12 protein-coding genes and 1 riboswitch are annotated in these 16668 nt (G+C 44.6%); of the genes, 9 read left to right on the top strand and 3 right to left on the bottom strand.

Annotated elements, in window-relative coordinates; translation table 11 throughout:
* Window positions 1–93: 93 nt before the first annotated feature.
* A complete protein-coding gene (locus BN161_RS15315) occupies window positions 94–1083 on the top strand; it encodes an HlyD family secretion protein (protein WP_044267763.1) in 990 nt (329 codons plus the stop codon).
* 32 nt (window positions 1084–1115) lie between these two features.
* On the top strand, window positions 1116–3560 hold the full coding sequence (locus tag BN161_RS15310) for an ABC transporter permease (protein WP_044267894.1): 2445 nt from the start codon (window positions 1116–1118) through the stop codon (window positions 3558–3560).
* Here the strand turns inward: BN161_RS15310 and BN161_RS15305 are convergent.
* Together BN161_RS15305 and BN161_RS15300 are read right to left on the bottom strand one after the other, a co-directional pair.
* On the bottom strand, window positions 3557–4162 hold the full coding sequence (locus BN161_RS15305; RefSeq protein WP_044267762.1) for a cob(I)yrinic acid a,c-diamide adenosyltransferase: 606 nt from the start codon (window positions 4160–4162) through the stop codon (window positions 3557–3559). The genes BN161_RS15310 and BN161_RS15305 overlap by 4 nt on opposite strands.
* A gap of 12 nt (window positions 4163–4174) precedes the next feature.
* Window positions 4175–5530: a cobyrinate a,c-diamide synthase gene (locus BN161_RS15300; protein WP_044267761.1), complete on the bottom strand. Its 1356-nt coding sequence runs from the start codon at window positions 5528–5530 to the stop codon at window positions 4175–4177.
* A gap of 82 nt (window positions 5531–5612) precedes the next feature.
* Here BN161_RS15300 and BN161_RS15295 point away from each other — a divergent pair, with 82 nt between their 5' ends.
* Entirely contained in the window at window positions 5613–7043 is a 1431-nt protein-coding gene (locus BN161_RS15295; protein ID WP_044267760.1) for a RapZ C-terminal domain-containing protein, read from the top strand.
* Window positions 7044–7289: 246 nt separating this feature from the next.
* Entirely contained in the window at window positions 7290–8030 is a 741-nt protein-coding gene (locus BN161_RS15290) for a nucleotidyltransferase family protein (RefSeq protein ID WP_044267758.1), read from the top strand.
* Here BN161_RS15290 and BN161_RS15285 read toward each other — a convergent pair.
* Window positions 8025–9014 (bottom strand): DUF4369 domain-containing protein, encoded by a 990-nt coding sequence (locus tag BN161_RS15285; protein ID WP_044267755.1) that lies wholly within the window; start codon window positions 9012–9014, stop codon window positions 8025–8027. The genes BN161_RS15290 and BN161_RS15285 overlap by 6 nt on opposite strands.
* Window positions 9015–9158: 144 nt before the next feature.
* Between BN161_RS15285 and BN161_RS15280 the strand changes: the two genes are divergently transcribed.
* The 5 genes from BN161_RS15280 to BN161_RS15260 all read left to right on the top strand — a co-directional run bounded on the left by BN161_RS15280 (window position 9159) and on the right by BN161_RS15260 (window position 16556).
* Entirely contained in the window at window positions 9159–11042 is a 1884-nt protein-coding gene (locus BN161_RS15280) for a DUF4139 domain-containing protein (protein WP_244436514.1), read from the top strand.
* Between the two features lie 10 nt (window positions 11043–11052).
* Complete coding sequence (locus BN161_RS15275; protein WP_044267749.1) at window positions 11053–12321, top strand: dicarboxylate/amino acid:cation symporter; 1269 nt, start codon at window positions 11053–11055, stop codon at window positions 12319–12321.
* 106 nt (window positions 12322–12427) lie between these two features.
* Window positions 12428–13006 (top strand): DUF4251 domain-containing protein, encoded by a 579-nt coding sequence (locus BN161_RS15270; protein WP_044267747.1) that lies wholly within the window; start codon window positions 12428–12430, stop codon window positions 13004–13006.
* A gap of 234 nt (window positions 13007–13240) precedes the next feature.
* A riboswitch (cobalamin riboswitch) is annotated at window positions 13241–13491 on the top strand.
* Between the two features lie 51 nt (window positions 13492–13542).
* Entirely contained in the window at window positions 13543–15585 is a 2043-nt protein-coding gene (locus BN161_RS15265; RefSeq protein WP_044267743.1) for a TonB-dependent receptor plug domain-containing protein, read from the top strand.
* A 17-nt stretch (window positions 15586–15602) separates the two neighbouring features.
* Window positions 15603–16556 carry a sirohydrochlorin cobaltochelatase gene (locus BN161_RS15260; protein WP_044267741.1) on the top strand — a complete coding sequence of 318 codons (954 nt, stop codon included), beginning with the start codon at window positions 15603–15605 and terminating at the stop codon, window positions 16554–16556.
* Window positions 16557–16668: the final 112 nt, after the last annotated feature.

Here is a 16668-nt window from a genome sequence, read left to right as displayed (position 1 = left end):
GGGCACCCCTCCTCCGAGGAGGAGGGGAATTGAGATACTCCGACATCTCACCGCTAAATTCCCATTTAACCGTACAACAAATATATAACAATTATGGAACTATCAAAAAAAAGCATCAGTATCGCATTTGTCATCATATTGGCAATCACTATATTAGTCTCTCTCTTGGGAATGTTGCTCATGAGTCATCAGCCTCTTGTACTCCAAGGACAGATAGAAACAACCGAAATCCGTATCAGCGGTAAACTTCCCGGACGTGTAGATTCATTCCTTGTCCGTGAAGGAGACTGGGTACAGGCAGGTGATACACTTGTCGTCATCAATAGTCCGACGATAGAAGCCAAATACCGGCAAGTAAATGCCCTGGAACAAGTTGCCCAGGAACAGAATAAGAAAATCGATGCCGGTACCCGCCGACAAATCATTGCCACCGCCGGGCAACTCTGGAATAAAACCAAGAGTGACCTGACCTTGGCGCAAACAACCTACCAACGCATCCTGACACTGTATAAAGACAGTGTTGTCACCTCGCAACGAAAGGACGAAGTAGAAGCCATGTACCGTGCCGCACAAGCCGCCGAACGTGCCGCCTACGAACAGTATCAGATGGCAGTAGACGGTGCACAAAGTGAGGACCGTGCATCGGCACGAAGCATGGTAGATGCAGCACGAAGCACAGTGGATGAAGTTTCCGCCCTCCTTGTCGATTCACGCCTGACAGCACCGGAAGACGGACAGATTGCAACCATATTTCCTAAACGCGGAGAGCTTGTGGCACCGGGTACCCCTATTATGAATCTTGTCGTTATGAACGATGCACATGTTGTACTCAATATACGCGAAGATCTGATGCCCCAATTCAAAATGGACGGTACATTCCGTGCGAAAGTCCCGGCTATCGGCAAAAAAGATGTGGAATTCCGTATTTATTATATCAGTCCGTTGGGTAGTTTTGCCACCTGGAAATCAACCAAACAGACAGGAAGCTATGACATGCAGACATTTGAGATACACGCCCGTCCTACCCAAAAAGTAGAGGGATTGCGTCCGGGCATGTCAGTGCTATTGACCATAGATGATTAATATGTGTAATCATTGAAATAACTTTGTAAATGATGAAACATCCATTATATAACGTACTTTGTCGCGAACTTCACCGCATGACTTCCCACCGACTTTATTTCGGGGTATGTCTCGTGCTGCCCCTGTTCTGCCTGTTCTTCATGGCAACCATTTTCGGCAGCGGACAAATGGAGAATATCCCTATCGGCATTGTCGACCAGGATAACACCGCCACATCCCGGCAAATAGTACGAAACATCTCCGCTGTACCAACCTTCAAAGTAACCCGGCACTTCACCGATGAAACAGCCGCCCGACAAGCCGTGCAACGGAAAGAAATCTATGGTTACTTGTCCATCCCCACGGGCTTTACCCAACGGGCTACGACAGGAATGGATGCCACACTCTCTTATTATTATCATTATGCCCTTCTTTCCGTAGGTAGTGAACTGATGGCAGCTTTTGAAACGGCACTGGCACCTGTCGCCCTCTCTCCCATTGCTATGGAAGCCGTCTCTTTGGGAGTCAGCCAGGAGCAAATCACCACATTTCTCCTACCCGTGCAATCCAGTATGCACCCTCTTTATAACCCTGACCTCGATTACTCCATTTATCTGAGCCAGCCTTTCTTCTATGTCTTGTTCCAGATACTTGTTCTATTGATAACGGTTTATATTATAGGTAGTGAATTGAAGTTCCATACGGCACAGGAGTGGCTGACAACAGCGCGGGGAAATATCCTCACAGCAGTTGTCGGGAAGTTATTGCCTTATACTTTCATCTTCTCCGTAATCGGTATTTTGGCTAACTATATTCTATACGGTGTACTGCACATCCCCTTCCATGGAAGTCTGCTGATGATGAACCTTATGACAACACTCTTTATTATTGCCACACAGGCACTTGCCGTGTTCATCTTCTCTATTTTTCCACGGATAGCTTATATCATCAGCATTGTATCCATGGTCGGTTCACTCGGTGCCACACTCTCCGGAGTCACTTTCCCAGTGACGAGTATGTACCCTCCCGTACATGCCGCATCCTACCTGTTTCCTGTCCGTCATTTCACGGAAATAGCACAATCCATGCTCTATTTTGATTCGGGATTCGGGTATTACTGGCAATCGGCAGCCATACTTTGGCTTTTTCCGTTGGTGGCACTACTGATACTACCCAGATTGAAACATTGGATTCTGAAGGATAAGGAAGAACTTAGTATCTGTGAGAATGAAACACCGCTTCCCCGCGTACACAATACTTCTCACAACTCAATAGCAACTGTCATTTTCCGCGAATGGCGCTCCATCAGCACCAATGCGGCTATACTGTTAGTACTAATGGGGGGTATCTTCGCTTACGGACTTTTATATAACTTGATGTATGCTCCCAACCTTGTGCGGAAAACACCGGTTGCCATCGTCGATAATTCCCATTCCGCCCTCAGCCGCGAATATATCCGTCTGCTCAATGCCACCCCACAAGCATCAGTCTATGCACTTACTCCGAACTATCTTGAAGCAAAAGAATGGCTGAAACAGAGTAAAGTAGATGGTATTCTCTACCTCCCCACTGACTTTGATGCCCGCGTCGGTCGCGGTGAACAATCAGTCTTTACCGTTTATGCCTCCACGGATGCTTTCTTGAATTTTAAGAATCTGCAAGAAGCATCTTCCCGTGTGATGCTTGCCGTAAACGATGCGCATCGTGCAGAAGGTGCTGTATTCTTACCTCCTCAGGGACTGCTGGCAGTAGCCTCATCGGCACCTGTAAACGTGTCGGGTACAGCCTTATATAATTATACCGAAGGATACGGTTCATACCTCATCCCCGCTGTCATGATTATCATTATTTTTCAGACACTGCTGATGGTGATAGGAATGGTGACAGGAGAAGAGGCGGAACGAAAGCGTTTACCTACCACCTCCCCCTACGGGTACTTACCCCCTCTTAACTCCCCCGTTAGTCGGGGGAGAACAACCTCTCGGAAGGAGGAGAATTCTGATAGTTCCGCCTGGCGACAAGCATTATATAATGTTTCCGGAAGAACTTTCGTTTACGTTATGCTTTACTTCATCTTTGCCTTATTCCTGTTAGGCTTGCTTCCTCACTTTTTCAGTATTCCCAATATAGGAAATGGCAGGGATATTATTACAATGATGATTCCTTTTCTGCTAGGTACAAGTTTCTTTGGGTTGGCGGCATCACGCTACTTCACCGACTCTGAAGCTCCCCTGCTGATGATTGCCTTCTTCTCCGTAGGATATATTTTCCTGTCCGGAGTTTCCTACCCGCTTGAACTGATGCCATGGTACTGGCAGGCAGCACACTATGTAGTTCCAGCAGCCCCTGCCGTGTTGGCTTTTGTCAAATTGAATTCAATGGGAGGAACCCTGGCGGATATTCGTCCGGAAATGATAACGCTGTGGATACAAGTTATAGTATATTTCCTGTTGAGTCTGTGGGTCTTCAAAAAGAAGGTATTCTATTTTAGGTATTAAGGCTGTTTTCTCTTTCTCTTATAAGCAAACGCTTGCCATCGTTCCTCGTCCCATCCTTGTCGCTGCATCTCCATGCGTGCCATGACAAAGAAAAGATCAGAAAGACGATTGATAAAGCGCAAGATATCTTCCGGTACAGAGTCTTCCCGATTCAAAGTCCAGAGCCGTCGTTCGGCACGACGTGCCACGGCACGGGCAAATTGCAATTGCGCTGAAATCTGCGTCCCCCCCGGCAAGAGGAAATAGCCATTATCTTCCAACTGAAGCATCATGGCGTCCATAGCCTGTTCGCACTGCACAGTCATTTCTGCTGCATGCAGTGGGTTCGGATTACCGCTCCCCGGACATTTAGGATCTGCATCCCGCAATGCAGAAGGAGTAGCAACGTGACTCATCACTACCATTAACTCACGTTGTATATCATGCAACAATCCCTGCCAAACATCATCTACCGGCAGCAACGACCTGACAATACCTATTACAGTGTTCAATTCATCAATACAGCCGTTAGCTTCTATACGGATATCATCCTTCGGAACACGTTCTCCACCGTGGATACCTGTCATTCCCTTATCTCCCGTTCTGGTGTAAATCTTTCTCATGACACTAAAATTTTAGAATAAAACCGAATTTCCCGGGACCGGTTCAAACAGCCTCATGAATCCAGTCTCTCCCCAATATAAATGCGTATAACTTGCAATCAGATTCTTATAGTGATAGACCGGTGTGTCCACCGGCTGTCCCTTGGCATTATATACCTGAGCTGCCGAGGTTAGTTCCTCATCCGATTCAATGACCTGCGAGTAATGGAACTCATGCCCACGTATCTTCATACCTCTCAATTCAAAGCTCCTATATCCCAGTGACAGACGCATATCACCCTTAAATGCGGATACCTTGACGGGCAGTACACCTGCCATATTGTACTCCATACGGGTATCAGTACCTGTTATCAAAACAGATGTAAGATACATCATCCCCCCACACTCGGCCAGTGTATATCCACCTCGCTCTATATAGTCTTTGATGGAGTTCATCACATTCGTTGCCGCACTCAGTTGCCTGGCACGGTTCTCCGGATAGCCTCCGGGCAGGTAGAGTACATCCACATCATCCGGTAGTACAACGCTATTATCCTCCGGATCAAAATAAGTAACTTTCCCCAACCAATTCAACCACTCCAGATGTTCTGCATAAATAAATGAAAAACTCTCCTTATTGCGGGCAATCCATATATTCATATTGGCAAGCGGTCTCTTTCTTCTCTCCGGTTTATCAGGAATATTCACACTCCGTCTTGTCATCTCCAGCAATAACTCAATGTCCAGTTGATGTTCCAGTTCTTTCATCATTGTTTGGGTGATACTTCCTTTCTCTTTCCGACTAAAGTCCAGCCCCAAATGACGACTTTCTTCTTTCAGCACATCATACTTCCGCAAACATCCGAAACAAAGAATATTCAGATCTTCGCAGATTTCACGCAGCATCTCTTCATGCCGGTCACCGCCCACATGGTTGAAAATGACACCTGCCACCTCCACTTGCGGATCAAAATCCATATATCCTTTTATCATTGCCGCCAATGAGTAAGCCGCCGCCTTAGCACTTACCACCAGCACCACAGGCAGACGAAGTACCTTTGCTATCTCTGCCGACGAGCCTTTACTACGGTCATATCCGTCAAACATTCCCATCATGCCTTCTACAATACAAACATCCGCATCTACTGCATGATGATTATATACCTTGCATACATGATGCTCGGAAGCCATAAAAAGGTCCAGATTGTAAGACGGAATTCCGCAAGCTTTTTCATGATACTTCGTGTCGATATAATCCGGCCCGCACTTATAGGGTTGTACACGTAGTTTTTTCTGCGTCAATAACGTCATCAGCAATCGACTGACAGTGGTTTTTCCAGTGCCCGAAGTAGGCGCCGCTATCAGAAATTGGGGAATATTTCTTATCATACCGCACAGATTTATTTCCCGCAAAGGTAGTATATATTCCCTAAAACTCTTACCTTAGCTGCCCAAATAAAAGTAAATTACTATGATTACTGAAGAACTCAAGAAATTATATTGTACGTATACCGGACACGAACCGGAAGCTATTGAAGAACTTCCTTCATCCGGCTCCAACCGTCGTTACTTCCGCCTTACGGGCCCCCCTAGCCTTATCGGTGTCAGCGGGACTTCCCTCGAAGAGAATCAGGCTTTCCTCTATATGGCAGACCACTTCCGCAAAAAAGGACTGCCCGTGCCACAAGTCGTAGCAAAGAGTGATAACGATGCATTTTATCTGCAGGAAGACCTGGGAGACACTCTCCTATTCAATGCCATCGAAAAAGGGCGCAAGACCAGTGTCTTTGACGAAGAAGAGAAACAGCTTCTGCGCAAGACAATGCGCCTGTTGCCAGCCGTACAGTTCTCCGGTGCAGACGGAATGGATTTCTCATATTGCTACCCACAGTCGGAATTCAACAGTCGCAGTATCTTATGGGACTTGAATTACTTCAAATACTGTTTTCTGAAAGCTACCGGAATGGAATTTCAGGAAGATCGCCTGGAAGATGATTTCCAGAAAATGGCAGACGTGTTGATGCGCAGTAGTTCGGCTACATTCATGTATCGTGATTTCCAGAGCCGGAACGTTATGATTAAAGAAGGTGAACCATGGCTCATCGACTTTCAGGGCGGACGCAAGGGGCCTGTTTATTATGATGTGGCTTCCTTCCTGTGGCAAGCTAAAGCCAATTATCCCGAGAGCCTTCGCAAAGAACTTTTAAAGGAATATCTGGACTCCCTGTGTAAATACCAGCCTGTGGACGAGAAATATTTCTATGCTCAATTACGTCATTTCGTATTGTTCCGTACCATGCAAGTGCTGGGTGCTTATGGCTTCCGTGGTTATTTCGAGAAGAAACCCCATTTCATCCAAAGCGTCCCCTTCGCTATTGAAAACCTGCGACAGCTATTGCAGGAACCCTATCCCGAATATCCGTACCTCTGTCATGTGCTGAAAGAACTTACTGAGCTGAAACAATTTACTGACGATCTCCAGAAGCGCCGTCTTGTAGTAAAGGTCACCAGTTTTGCATATAAAAAAGGTATCCCTGAGGATTCAAGTGGCAACGGTGGTGGCTTTGTATTCGACTGTCGTGCCGTAAACAACCCTGGTAAGTACGACCGTTATAAACCCTTCACCGGACTGGATGAACCTGTTATCCGCTTTCTGGAAGACGATGGAGAAATAACCACATTCCTCGAACATGTATACGGTCTGGTAGACGCTTCCGTGAAACGATATATGGAACGTGGATTTACGAACCTTTCCATTTGTTTCGGATGCACAGGCGGACAACACCGTTCGGTTTATTCAGCACAACACCTGGCAGAACATCTGAACCGGAAATTCGGAGTACAGGTAAATCTGATGCATCGGGAACAGAACATTGAACAGACGTTTAAGGCGAAAAACTAAAGACTATCTCCCAATAACCCGCTCCGTACCAAGTCCGTACCTGCTCCGTATCTATACGAACAGCCTTTATACGGAGATAGTACGGAGTTGATACGAACCTAATACGGAGTTGATACGGAGATGGTACGGAGATTATGCAGAGATAGTACGGAGATAGGGCATAAATCTCCTTCTTTTTCAATCCGCTTATGAAGCTTACATTTAAAATCTTAATTCAATTTATCAGTAGCTCAATAATTTAAAACAATGAAAGCAATGATATTCGCCGCAGGCCTCGGCACCCGCCTGCGCCCACTGACAGACAATATGCCCAAGGCACTTGTCCCCGTAGCAGGCAAAACGATGCTGGAGCGCGTCATCTTAAAGCTAAAAGATGCCGGCTTCCATGATATCACCATAAACATCCACCACTTTGGAAGTCAGATTATAGACTTCCTCCGTGCAAACCAGAACTTCGGTGTGGATATTCATATCAGTGACGAACGGGGTGAACTGCTGGATACCGGTGGTGGCATTAAAAAAGCCCGTCCTCTGCTGGAGAGCAACGAGCCTTTCCTTATACATAATGCCGATATCCTGACAGACCTGGATCTCAATGCTTTCTACCACCACCATCTGGAAAGTGATGCAGATGCCACTCTGCTCACTAATCACCGGAAAACATCCCGCTATCTATTGATGGATCAAGATAACCGCCTTTGTGGTTGGACGAATATTTCTACAGGCGAAGTACTCCCCAAAGAACTCGATTATCCCAGCGATCATTATCAGTTGCAAGCCTTTGGTTGCGTCCATGTTCTTTCTCCCTCTATTTTTCGCTATATGGAAGATGAACGCTGGACAGGGAAATTTTCCATTATCCCGTTTTATGTGGATATCTGCCCGAAAGCACGCATTCAATGTTTTCCTATAGACAGCGAAAACTGGTTTGATGTGGGCAAGCCAGAGACACTTGCAAAGGCAGAAGCCTATTATACGTCTTTATAAAACAGGGTTCATCTTCACCAACTGCCCCTGGGCATCAAATAAGTATTCGTAGTTGAAGGAACCGTAAATACGATACTTCCAGCGGGCACTTTTCTCAAAACGGCGACTGTCATCCAGGATGGTCGCCTGAAAGACGGTCTCCAGTTCATGAATGAACTCTTTAGATTCCGGGTCCGGGTATCTATAAGTGGGGACAATTACACGTATATCGGGATATTGCTCTCGCAGTTTTTTGATTTCTGTACGGACAACATCTTTTTCATCGGGCTTCAGAAAAAAGAATAAACACACGGGATGTCCCTGCCCTGCAATGTCCGAAAAGAGCAAACTGTCTTTCTCTGCATACTCCACTTGTTTGAAGTCAATAAAATGATCTCCCGGCTTCAAGCTACGGGTAGCATCCAGCATCCGTTTCAGTCCTATCAACACAGATGTACTGTCGCGCATTTGTGAAGGAGTTTTCTGGTACAATGTCTCCAGTTCATCCGGATAGATCGCTGCCCAACGATCAAACACCATCCATCCTATTGCGTTCCGGGCATTGTCGAATACAAATTGCCGCGTAGCTTCCAGCGGAAAAAGATCTTCATGCCAAAGTTTCCAAAGACGTACGTTTTGTGAATGGGGATTGGTACTTTCGTCCGGTACAGGCATTGCCGGTGGGACTACATTTGCCAACGTCAGTTTCCCTCTTTCGGGATAAAAGAAATTCATACTGCCGGGATGCTCCATTCCATAGATATGCAACGTATCTTCTTTTCCGGAAAATGAAACTTCTCCGTTTCTGATAATAGCGAAGTCCAAGGGAGCTTTCCCATAATCACGGTCACCCGTCATACGGTCGGCGCCATATCGCCACAAGTAGACCGTATCTCCTTCGTAAGCATCCAGTCCGGTGCAGTGCACGGTAAAAGTCTGTTCTTGTGATTGACAACTGATGAGTCCCAGAAACAAAGAGTAAAATATCCATTGATTGATTTTCATAAAACCTCGATAGATTAAGTAAACAAACACATTGCACAAAAGAACAACCTTTTCAGTAAAGATGCAAGCAAAAAAGACAATATATAAAAGCAATTGTTAATGAAATATCCATATATTTGTGACATAACATTAAAAAGACTGACTATGAAACGACTGAGATTAGTACTATGGGCATGTTTCTGCCTTTGTGCAGCCACCACCCTTATGGGACAAAACAAGGTGAAAACAACTGCCGAAAAGGTAATGCTGTTCATTGACGGCGCCCAAGTGACGCGTACCAAACAAGTAGATATTCCGGCAGGAAACTCAACACTCATCTTTACCGGATTATCCCCCTATATGGATGCACAAAGTATGCAGGTCAGTGCAAAGGGAAAACTCACCGTTACGGCAGTCAACCGGCAATACAACTATACAGACAGCCTCGCCGTCAGCGAAAAACAACAAAGCCTGCAAAAGGAACTTAAAAAAATAGAGAAGCAGCAGAAAGAACAAAATGCCGAGCTTGGACTTATCAATGCCGAATATGAAATGCTGAAAACAAACTGCTCAGTCAGCAATAAAAATACCGCTACTTCTCTGGCTACGATCAAAGAAGTGAATCAATATTATTCCGGACAGTTGAAAGCTCTGAAAACAAAAGAACTGGCTATCAATGAACAGATAGCTGAACTTGCCATCAAACAGGGGCAACTAAACTCTGAACTAGCACAACTAAGCGGTAAATCTCTAACCCCTATGAGTGAAATTATGGTCAATGTAAATGCGCCAGCAGCTTGCAAAGCTACATTCACTCTGAACTATTATGTAAAAAATGCCGGTTGGTTCCCTTCCTATGATGTTCGTTCCGGTAGTCTGGCCGAGCCTATCTCCATCATCTACAAAGCCAACATCTTTCAGAATACCAAGGAAGAGTGGAAGAACGTAGAATTATCCCTTTCCTCCTCTAATCCTTCCACCGGAAGCGTAGCCCCCACTCTGTCTACTTACTGGTTGGATTACGGACTTGCAGCACCACGCTACAATTTGAATCTCAATGGAAACACTGTTTCAGGGGTCGTCCTTGATAATGAACGTACGCCCGTAATAGGTGCTACCGTTACCATCCCGGGGACTACAATAGGAACCATAACCGACATAAGCGGTAAGTATTCCATAACTATTCCCAATGGACAAAATAAACTTCAGTTTTCATATATTGGCCTTCAGACTCAGACTAGAGATATACAAGGAAACATTATGAATGTTACCCTTCAGGAGGATACACAGGCATTGGATGAAGTTGTGGTAGTAGGTTACGGTGCTGAAAGGAGATCTCTTATGGCAGGTGCTTCCGCCAATATTAAGAAAGCCCCTAAAAAAGATATCCAATACGAAGAAGAAGCCAGCATGGCCCTTGACGTTGAACAAAGCCAGGGACAGATGGGCTACGAATTTGAAATAAAAGTCCCCTACACCATTCCTTCTGATAACAAGCCCGTAGTTGCTGAAATCGGTCATTATGAATTACCCGCTTCCTATACTTACCAAAGTACTCCGAAGATAGATAAAGATGCTTTCCTGATTGCCCAAGTAACCGATTGGGAAAAGCTAAACTTACTTGAAGGCGAAGCAAATGTTTACTTTGAGAATACTTTCATTGGCAAATCCATTATGAATGTCACCCAACAGAACGACACACTATCCTTCTCTTTAGGTCGTGATAAACGTATCATGATACAGCGTACGAAAGAGAACGAATATACCTCACGCAAGTTTATGGGTTCCAATCAGACGCAATCCATTGCATGGAAACTTTCTGTCCGCAATACGCGCCCAGAACCTATCAATCTTACGCTTTACGACCAACTGCCCGTATCACGCAACAATAACATTACCGTAACAGCAGAAGAAATCAGCGGCGGTACTCTGGATGAAGCAAAAGGCATCATCACCTGGCAAATAACCTTACAGCCCGGCGAACAACGTGATTTAGCTTTACGTTATAAAGTGAAGTACCCTAAAGGACGAAACTTAATAATAGAATAACGCTTTTCTTATGACTCTAAGACAGAAAATATCCGATATTCCCCTGTATCTGCAAATCCTGATAGGAATGATTGCCGGTATTATCATCGGGCTCATCGCCTTACAAGTAGACGGTGGTGATACATTCATCCGCCACTGGATACAGCCTTGGGGACAAATCTTCATCCGCCTTCTCCAACTGATCGCCATTCCCCTGGTCTTTATATCTCTGATAAAGGGAATGACCGGACTGAAGGACATCAGTAAATTTTCCCGTATCGGTGGAAAGACCATCGGAATATATATCTGTACGACTGTAGCCGCTATCCTCATAGGTCTTGCAATGGGGCTACTGGTGCAACCGGGCAAACTGGTAAACCACGAACAAGTAGCCCATCTGCAAGAACATTACCACACTATGGCAGAGGAGAAAAAAATAGCCGCCGAACAGAACCGAGAACAAGGTCCGTTAGCATTTCTGACTGATATCGTTCCGAATAATATCATCAAAGCTGCGTCTGACAACGGTAAGATGTTACAGATCATCTTTTTTGCCGTCCTCTTTGGACTGGCAACGTTGGCGCTACCCAGTCAGAAGGTTCAGCCCGTCATAGCCCTGTTCGACAGCCTCAACGAGATCATTCTGAAAATGGTGGATTACATCATCCTGTTTGCTCCCTGGGGGGTAGCGGCATTGATGTCGGGATTGGTTACAGATTTCCAGAGAGACACCAGTATATTCAGCGCTTTGGCTGTCTATGCACTGACAGTTGTCGTTGCCTTGTTTATACTGTTACTGGTTTTCTATCCCGCACTGATACACTTCTTTTCACGTATAAGTCCAAAGAAGTTCATTCGTGCCATGTACCCCGTGCAACTGTTTGCTTTCACAACAAGTAGTAGTGCCGCCACTTTGCCCGTAACTCTGAAGACGGTAGAACAAAAATTAGGTATTTCAGAAGAAGTCAGTTCATTTGTCCTGCCTGTAGGCGTTACCATAAATATGGACGGTACTTCCTGTTATCAGACCATTGCCATTCTTTTCATCGCACAAGTTTTAGGGATCGATCTGAGTTTCTCCCAACTCTGTATCATCGTTGCTATGACCGTACTTTCTTCTATCGGTACCCCGGGTATCCCCGGAGGCAGTTATGTCATCCTGGCAATGGTGCTCACTTCCGTAGGTATTCCGGCAGAAGGTCTGGCATTGATATTGGGGGTGGACCGCCCCTTGGACATGCTGCGCACCGCAGTAAATGTAACCGGAGATGCAGCAGTATGTTCCATGATCGATAAATGACAGTGTATAACATATAATAAATATTAATACACATAATAATAATATAGTTTACATGCATCTTTTTCATTCCCTGATTGTTTACTCTAACAAAAAGATAGAATAAGTTATGAAAAAGATTATCGTATTATTAATGTTAGTTTTCATAGGTGCATCTACAACAATCTATGCACAGGAAAGTAAAAGTGAAAGTCGTCGTGCTGAACGCAAAGCACAACGTGATGCAATAAAAGCTCAGGAGAAAATAGAAGAAGAACGAGCATACGCTGATGCCGTACAAGCCATTAAGGAGAGAAAGTTTGTATTGGAAGCGGACCGTGTGACATTCAAAAGAGGCCGTAGTGCTTTTGTTACATCAAATACTAACTTTATACTTTTAAACGGTGAAAAAGCATCCGTACAAGTTGCTTTCAACGGTGCCTTTGCAGGTCCTAACGGTATTGGTGGCGTAACAGTGGACGGTAGAGTTGGTGACATTAAAACAACTACAGATAAAAAAGGAAACGTGAGTTGCAGCTTTAATGTAATAGGTGTCGGAATATCTGCACAAGTTTCTATCAGATTAGCTCATGGATCTAACAATGCATCTGCAACAATCAACCCAAATTTCAACTCAAACAGATTATCACTGGATGGCAAACTCATCCCACTGTCTGAATCAAGTGTGTTCAAAGGACGGTCGTTCTAAATATCATCCTTAATACAAGCAATCTAATATTTGCGGCTACAAGAGCATATGCTTATATAAATAAAGTTTCATACTTACTTAAGCGCAAACTCTCGTAGCCGCAAATATTTTTGTTAAAGTTCATCTGTTTCTCAATCATTCTCCACAAAACACAAATCACTAAAAATACCATTCGAACGAACGTTTTCCTAAACATAAAAGTCTAAAATACTTTTCCTTATCTAAAGATATGTTTATCTTTGCACCCGCTTAGGTGATGTGAAGTGTGTTCAACACTCCACATAAAAGGGAATCCGGTGAGAAACCGGAACAGTGCCCGCTACTGTAAAGCCTTAATTTTGTTTCAGATAACGCGAAACAAAAAACGGGAAGTATTCATTGAGGAACTTCCAGAAACCACTGTCCAACAAATGGGAAACCAAGGATGGGAAGGTTACTTTCCGTAAAGGCTGAGTCAGGAAACCTGCCTGAGTAATCACATAATTAACGCCGTCTCGGGGTCAAGAGGGTAAGTATTAATTCTTATTTATCAATCAATGAAGAAACAGAATTGGCTGTTCATCCTCATGGGAGGATGTGTAGCAATGAGTGCATCTGCACAAGAGACAAAACAGGATCAGAACCTGAGTGTAGAACTTAATCCTGTTGTAGTAACAGGTACAGGTACGCATCACAGGCTGAAAGACACCCCAACACCAGTGGAAGTAGTAACAGCGAACGACATTAAAAAGGCTGGAATTACAGATTTCCGTGAGGCGATGACTGCTTTGGTTCCATCGCTGTCTTTCTCTACCAACTCAATGGGAGACTACCTTATGCTAAACGGACTGTCGAACAAGTATGTACTTATACTTATTAATGGCAAGAAGCTAACGGGAGACAGCAGTAACAATATCGACCTGAACCGCATTGACATGAGTAACGTAAAACGTATTGAAGTCCTAAAGGGTGCCGGTTCCGCTCTTTATGGTAGTGATGCTATTGGTGGTGTAATCAATATCATTACAAACCAACCGATAAATGACATAACAGTTACCAGTAATACAAAGGTAGAAGAGCGCGGACAGTTCACCCAGACAGCCAACGTAGACATCAAAACAGAGAAGTTTGCTTCTTATACTTCTTATCAACGTCGTCAGGCCGATGGTTGGACTCTCACACGTGTAGATGCAGATGGCGAAGCGAGAGACCAACATGATGCTAACGCTTTCTATACGGACAATTACACCCAGATGTTTCAATTCACGCCGAATGACAAACTGGCTGTGTATGTTGAAGGCAGTTATTATGACCGTACAGTTAAACGTCAGCCCGAATACCTGAAGTATAATCTGACATACGATGCGTACAGTTTAGGAGCAGGAGCCAAATACAACTTCAACAAGCGTTCTTATATCCAGTTTGATATTAAGAATGATAATTACGATACCAATTATCTGTACACCAGTGATAACGGAGATTACAAGACGGGAGACGAAGTGCGGCAGAAACGGCAGCATTATTATAGCGGAAACCTGAAGTCATTGTTCCGCTTTACGGAAAATACCCGTACCATATTCGGAGTGGAATATATACAGGAAACTCTGGATCGGCCTTCATTCAACGTTGATGAGCGCGCATACACCTGGGCAGCCTATGCGCAAGAAGAAATCACTTTGTTTAAGAACTTACAGATACAGGCGGGATTGCGCTATGTATACCACGAAACAGCCAAGAGTAACGTTACACCCAAACTTGCCGTAATGTATCGTTTAGGTGATTTCACCATTCGCGGACAATATTCGGCAGGATTCCGTGCTCCCGGACTTGATGAGCTATACAAATACTCTTATTCTCAAAGAGGAACCAGAGCAGGAACATTAAGTGCCGGAAACAAGAATCTGGATGCGGAGAAAAGCAACTATGGCTCCATCAATTTAGAGTTCAACAAGAAATGGTTAACGGTGGGAGTAACCGGATATATCAACGAGTTACGCGATATGATTGTAGCGCGCACCGTTAAACTATCCGAATTTTCGGAGGCCGAACAAGCTGCTTTCCAGGAAATCGCAAACGAATTATATGGCGGCAATGCCAAGCTGGGTAATATCCAGAACTACGTCAACAATGATAAAGCATTGGTCAAAGGATTTGAAGTGAACCTGAATGCCAATCTGGGTTATGGTTTCTCTTTAGGCGGTAACTATACCTTTGCCGACGCCAGAACTAAAGACAGTGAAACCGGATGGCACAAAATAGAGCGCAGTGTCCGCCACTCGGGTAATGTAAACGCAAACTATGCGCATGCTTGGAAGAACTATCGGCTGAATGTCAACCTGAACGGTCGCGTACAAAGCAAACGCATTCATGAAACTTTAGAAAGTGATGAATGGATTGATGAATCCGCTCCCGGATTCGGTTTATGGAACATCAGCACAAGACATACTTTTGACGGCTTAAAATACTTCACCATAGAACCGGGTGTAGGAATCAACAATATTTTCGATTACAGCGACCGCCGTCCGGATGCATCCCATCTGGCCTCTCTCACACCGGGACGCACATTTTATGTAAGCCTTTTACTACGTTTCAAAAAATAATCCCACAATATCTATTTATGAGATTACTTTCCCTCATTATACTATTAACAGTTTCCCTCCTCTGCCCTGCGCACGAGGGGGAAAACTTCGTAGCAAGCGATATGCTGGCAAGTATGAAACCCGGTGATAAAGCCGCCCTGCTAATGGTACATTTCGGTACTACGCACGACGATACCCGTGCTCTGACCATTGACGCTATCAATGCAAAAGCCCACGAAGCATTCCCTGATCTGGAAATGCGTGAAGCTTTTACTTCCCGTATTATTATCCGTCGTCTTAAAGCACGTGGCATCGAGAAACTAACTCCGCTGGATGCTATGCTCCGTCTGCGTAGCGAAGGCTACACACATGTTATTGTGCAAAGTTCAAACATCATTGACGGCGTAGAGATGGAGTCACTTCGTCGAGATATGGAAAGTGTACAACCTTTCTTTAAGGAAATTCGTATAGGCACTCCCCTGCTCTACTCAGTAGAAGATGCAGAAAAGGTGGTAAGCATATTAGGAAAACGGCTTGACGCAACTGCACAAGGAAAGAAAACTTCCAATAAAAAGAGTACGGAACATTTTGTTCTTGTAGGTCACGGAACTTATACCCCCAGCACGGCAATCTATAGCCAGATGGACTATATGCTGAAAGCCAAAGGACTGGTGAATTTCCATGTAGGCACCATCGAAGGATATCCTTCATATGAAACGATGCTGGCACAATTGAAAGCCGGAAAGACGAAGCAAGTAACTCTGGTTCCATTCATGTTTGTAGCCGGCGATCATGCTAAGAATGATATTGCCGGAGAATGGAAAGAAGCACTCGAAAAAGAAGGATACACAGTAAATGTGCGTATGGAAGGACTGGGACAAATACCTGAAATACAGGAAATCTACATCGACCACATCCGCTTCTCACTGAAACACCAGATACTGGATATTATGGATAAAAAGGCGGCATACGCTGCCGGAAAAGACGAGTAATAACTACCTCATTTGTTTCAAGGCATGAAACTGACAGTTTCTCGGCGTGAAACCAACAGTTTCATTGCTTGAAACCAGGAGTTTCATGCCTTGAAACTAAAAGTTCCATCCC

The sequence above is a fragment of the Bacteroides timonensis genome (assembly GCF_000513195.1).
In the GTDB taxonomy this organism is placed as follows: Bacteria; Bacteroidota; Bacteroidia; order Bacteroidales; family Bacteroidaceae; genus Bacteroides; species Bacteroides timonensis.
Note: the sequence above shows the minus strand (reverse complement) of the source record. Positions and strands in the feature narration are given on the sequence as shown.